Here is a 3,169-nt window from a genome sequence, read left to right as displayed (position 1 = left end):
CCCGCGCCGACTGATCGGCGCGGGCCCCACCCCGTACGGTCGTCCCACCGCCCCAGGGGCGTCAGTGGGCCGGAGTGCCCTGCGGCGCGGCGATGCCGAGCGCCGCCGTGTACTGGGTGAGCACCAGCTTCCCGATGGCCGGGTAGGCGCCCAGCGGATCGGCCGACGCGCAGCCCGCCTCCCGGGTGGCCTCGGCGAGGCGGCCCTCGGCCAGCTCGGGGCCGACCAGGTACGGGGCGAGCGCCAGCTGCTGGGAGCCGGAGCCGCGCAGCTGAGCGGCCATCGCCGCGATCGCGCCCTCCTGGTCCAGGGCGGCCGCCATCACCGGCACCGCGAGGCGCGCGGCCAGCAGCATGCCGGTGATCCCGGCCGCCTGCACGGCCTCCTCGCCGCCCACCGTGGCCAGGATGATGCCGTCGGCGGCGGTGGCCACCGTGAACAGCCGGGCGCGGTCGGCGCGCGCGAGACCGGCCTCCGACAGGCGCACGTGCAGCGCCTCGGCGAGCAGCGGGTGCGGGCCGAGCACGTCGGCGACCTTGGCGGTGGCGCCGCTCTCGGCGACCGCCTTGTCTATCCGCAGCGACAGCGTGCTCTCGGGGCCCACGAGCAGCGGGACGACGACGGCGTCCGGGCCCTGCGGGGCGCTGGCCTCGCGGCCGGCGGCCAGGGCCAGCTCGTAGCGCTCGGTGCGGACGGCGGCGCTGTAGGCGAGGACGGCCTGGAGCGTGGGGTACTCGGCGTCGTCGGGGGCGGCGTCGAGGTAACCGATGGCGGCGTCGAGGCCGGGCAGTTCGGAACGCGCGATGGAGACGACTTCCTCGGCCAAGCTGCGTATGGCGTCGGAAGGGGTGCCGGGAACCGCGAGGACGAGCGCGGGAGCGCCCTCGGGCGCCGCCACGGGTTCGGGTCGACGGTGCCGCCCGGACTGGCGGGGTCGAGGCATTCGTACAGGCAGGCCGGAAGCGGGCCCAGTGGGGGAGCTCATGGCGCCGCATGCTACTGGTTTTGCCGGGACGGCTCCTCGGTGAGGTGCACTCACGAGGCATCTGTCCGCATTTACCCGTTGGGTCGTGAACGGGTCAACTACCCTGTTCCGTCACCCGGTCGCCGCCCCGGCCCCACGCGCCGTCAGCTCGCGCACGTCCAGCAGCCGCCCGTCCACCGGCAGCCGCGACTCCCCGCGCGCCAGCGCCCCGGCGACCGCGAGCGCCCCGGCGAGCGGATCCCCGGCCGCCGCCACCGTGCGCGCCCACGGCAGTTGCCGCGCCAGCTCGGCCGCCAGCGGTACGAGCAGGGGCTCGCCCATCCCGAACAACCCCCCGGTCAGCGCGACCCGGCGGTCCTCCCCGCGCGGGCACACCGCCGCGGCGGCCTCCGCGATGTGCGCGGCGGCCCGCTCCAGGATCCCGGCCGCCACCGGGTCGCCGTCCACCGCGCACCGCGCCACCTCGGGCGCGAACGACGCCAGCACCGCGGGCCGGTCGGTACGGGGATAGAGCAGCCCCGGCACCCCGGCCGCGGGCCCGAACACCTCCTCCACCCGCCCCAGGAGCGCCGCCGAACCACCGCGCCGCCCGTCGTGCGCCCGCATCGCCGCGTCGAGACCGGCCCGCCCGATCCAGGCACCGCCCCCGCTGTCCCCGAGCAGATGGCCCCACCCGTCGGCCCGGCGCCAGCCGGACAGATCGGTGCCGAGCGCGATCATGCCGGTCCCGGCCGCGACCACCGCGCCGGGCCGCTGGCCCAAGGCGCCCGCGTACGCCGTGACGGCGTCGGCGGCCAGCGCGAGCCGCCGCACCCCGAACTCCCGCGCCAGGGCCCCGGGCAGCTCAGCCCGCAGCCCGTCCCCGAGCGTCGCCATCCCGGCAGCCCCGACCACCACGGCCCGCACGCCTCCACGGACCGAGGCACCTCCACAGGCCGAGGCACCTCCATGGACCGAGGCACCTCCACGGGCCGAAGCACCTCCACAGGCCGAGGCACCTCCACGGGCCGAGGCACCTCCACAGGCCGAGGCACCTCCACGGACCGAGGCACCTCCACGGGCCCCGGTGCCAGGCGCGGCACCGGGCTCAGCGCCCTCGGGCGAGCCACCCTCCGCCGCACCGCCACTCGCCCGCGCCAGCAACTCCCGGGCGGCGGGCACGAGCTGGGCCAGCAGATGGGCGGCGTCGATGCCGTCCGGGCCGGTACGCACCGGCTCCCGCGACACCACCGTCCCGGCGGTCTCACCGGTGGCCGCGTCCGCGAGGCCCACGCGCAGCCCGGACCCGCCGGAGTCGACCCCGATCACCCAGCCCGGACCCCGGTCACACTCGGCGACCCCGTCCGGACCCTCCGTCCCGTCCGCCCTGCCCGTCCCGGTCACGGCAGGCGCCAGTCGACCGGCTGGGCCCCCTGTCGTTCGAGCAGTTCGTTGGTACGGCTGAACGGCCGCGAGCCGAAGAAGCCCCGGTCCGCCGACATCGGCGACGGGTGCGCCGACTCGATCGCGGGCAGGTCGCCGAGCAGCGGGCGCAGGTTGCGCGCGTCGCGGCCCCACAGCACCGAGACCAGCGGGGTGCCCCGGGCCGCCAGCGCCCGGATCGCCTGCTCGGTCACCTCTTCCCAGCCCTTGCCCCGGTGGGCGGCCGGCTTGCGCGGTGCGGTGGTGAGCGCCCTGTTGAGCAGCAGGACGCCCTGCCGGGTCCACGGGGTCAGGTCACCGTTGGAGGGGCGGGGGAGCCCCAGGTCGGTGTCGAGCTCGCGGAAGATGTTCTCCAGGCTCCCGGGGACGGGACGCACCTCCGGCGCCACGGAGAAGCTCAGGCCCACCGCGTGCCCCGGCGTGGGGTAGGGGTCCTGCCCCACGATGAGGACCCGCACCTCGTGGAACGGCTGCTGGAAGGCCCGCAGCACGTTCTGCCCGGAGGGGAGGTACGTACGTCCCGCCGCGATCTCGGCGCGGAGGAAGTCCCCCATCGCGGTGATGCGTTCGGCCACCGGCTCCAGGGCCTCGGCCCACCCGGCTTCGACGATTTCTTTCAACGGTCTTGCTGCCACGCCGTCACCCTACTGGCCCAGCCCGCCGACCTCTCACCTAATGGGACTCGTCGGGCCGTGAGGGAGACTACGGTCCGTAGCCGCCAGCAGGTGAGCACTGCTCTCACCGGAGCCGTTTGAGCTCTGC

3 protein-coding genes are annotated in these 3,169 nt (G+C 76.3%); all 3 read right to left on the bottom strand.

From position 1 onward, the window contains the following. Positions 1-61: 61 nt before the first annotated feature. The 3 genes from ABT160_RS46645 to ABT160_RS46635 all read right to left on the bottom strand — a co-directional run bounded on the left by ABT160_RS46645 (position 62) and on the right by ABT160_RS46635 (position 3,042). Complete coding sequence (locus ABT160_RS46645) at positions 62-985, bottom strand: sirohydrochlorin chelatase (RefSeq protein WP_351656418.1); 924 nt, start codon at positions 983-985, stop codon at positions 62-64. 111 nt (positions 986-1,096) lie between these two features. Next, complete coding sequence (locus tag ABT160_RS46640; protein WP_351656415.1) at positions 1,097-2,293, bottom strand: BadF/BadG/BcrA/BcrD ATPase family protein; 1,197 nt, start codon at positions 2,291-2,293, stop codon at positions 1,097-1,099. A 71-nt stretch (positions 2,294-2,364) separates the two neighbouring features. Next, positions 2,365-3,042 carry a uracil-DNA glycosylase gene (locus ABT160_RS46635; RefSeq protein ID WP_351656412.1) on the bottom strand — a complete coding sequence of 226 codons (678 nt, stop codon included), beginning with the start codon at positions 3,040-3,042 and terminating at the stop codon, positions 2,365-2,367. Between the last annotated feature and the right edge of the window lie 127 nt (positions 3,043-3,169).

It is taken from the genome of Streptomyces sp. NPDC001941 (assembly GCF_040296945.1).
Lineage (GTDB): Bacteria > Actinomycetota > Actinomycetes > Streptomycetales > Streptomycetaceae > Streptomyces.
Note: the sequence above shows the minus strand (reverse complement) of the source record. Positions and strands in the feature narration are given on the sequence as shown.

Bases quoted from the DNA above. Each gene is read 5' to 3' on its own strand.
- ABT160_RS46645 (WP_351656418.1), bottom strand. From the start codon at position 985: ATGAGCTCCCCCACTGGGCCCGCTTCCGGCCTGCCTGTACGAATGCCT.